The 1,024-nt window shown below is 37.4% G+C and carries 1 protein-coding gene; it reads right to left on the reverse strand.

Translation table 11 applies throughout. The features are described from left to right. Positions 1–1,024: hypothetical protein (locus HMPREF3032_RS01415; RefSeq protein WP_197413472.1), on the reverse strand; the 1,024-nt coding region annotated here is incomplete at both ends.

Below are 1,024 nucleotides of genomic sequence, written 5' to 3' on the forward strand. Positions count from 1 at the left end.
ATTTAATTGACCGCCGTTCACAGCATCTTTAGAATTAGCTGCTACTTTACCATCAGCAATGTTGGACAATTTAGTTGTGCCACCAGTTGTTGTACCATCTGGGTTAACCACACGAGCTTCTACAGTAGTAGCTTTTGGGGCACCATTCAATACATTGCCATCTTTATCTACATCTGCAGCTTTATAGTATTCTCCATCTTTAGCTTTTACTAAACGTGCACCATTTTCATCTGTATATACTACAGATCCAGCTTCGCCGTTACGTAATGCATTCACTTTATCTGTTAATGTTTTATCGTTTAAGCCATCTTTGCCAGTTAAGCCTTTCGCACCAGATGCGCCATTTACACCATCACGACCATTAGATGCTGTATCACCTACATTATTAATAGCATTTAATTTTGCTTTTACTGTATCAGATAAATCTAAGGAATATTTACGTACTTTATCTGTACCTAAATCTCCACCTTTAATCGCAAGTCCATCTCCTGTAACTGCTACTGTTGTATCATTTGCATTTACTTTATATGTAGTTACACCAGTAGTAGTCGTTGTATCAGTTGTAACAGTTGTATTAATACCATCTGCTACTTTCACAGCATCTTGTGCTGCACCTTTTGCTAATTCTTTGACTTTGTCTTTACCAGCATCAGATAAATTGCTTAAGTTTTTATCTGCAGCATTATCAATAGTGCTACGAGTCGCTTTATCTAAACCAAATGTAACTACACCATTATCGCCTGTTGTGATTGCTAAGCCAGATTTAGGACCTTCTGCAGTGGTAGTAGCATCTGTAGCTGCTGTGAAGTTAAATCCATCTTGTAGTTTCACTTTTTTCTTAGTATCTTCACTACCAGCTTTATAAGCAATATTCGCATCAAGGTTAGAGGCTACTACTTTCGCATCACCAAAGTCGACTGTACCTTTCTCTCCATTAGTTGGAGCTTTTACAGTTACTTTTGTATCGCCATTTTTGATCACCAAATCACTAGTACCATTACCAGAGATTTCTTTCATATTAGCA

The organism is Veillonella sp. DNF00869 (genome assembly GCF_001553345.1).
Lineage (GTDB): Bacteria > Bacillota > Negativicutes > Veillonellales > Veillonellaceae > F0422.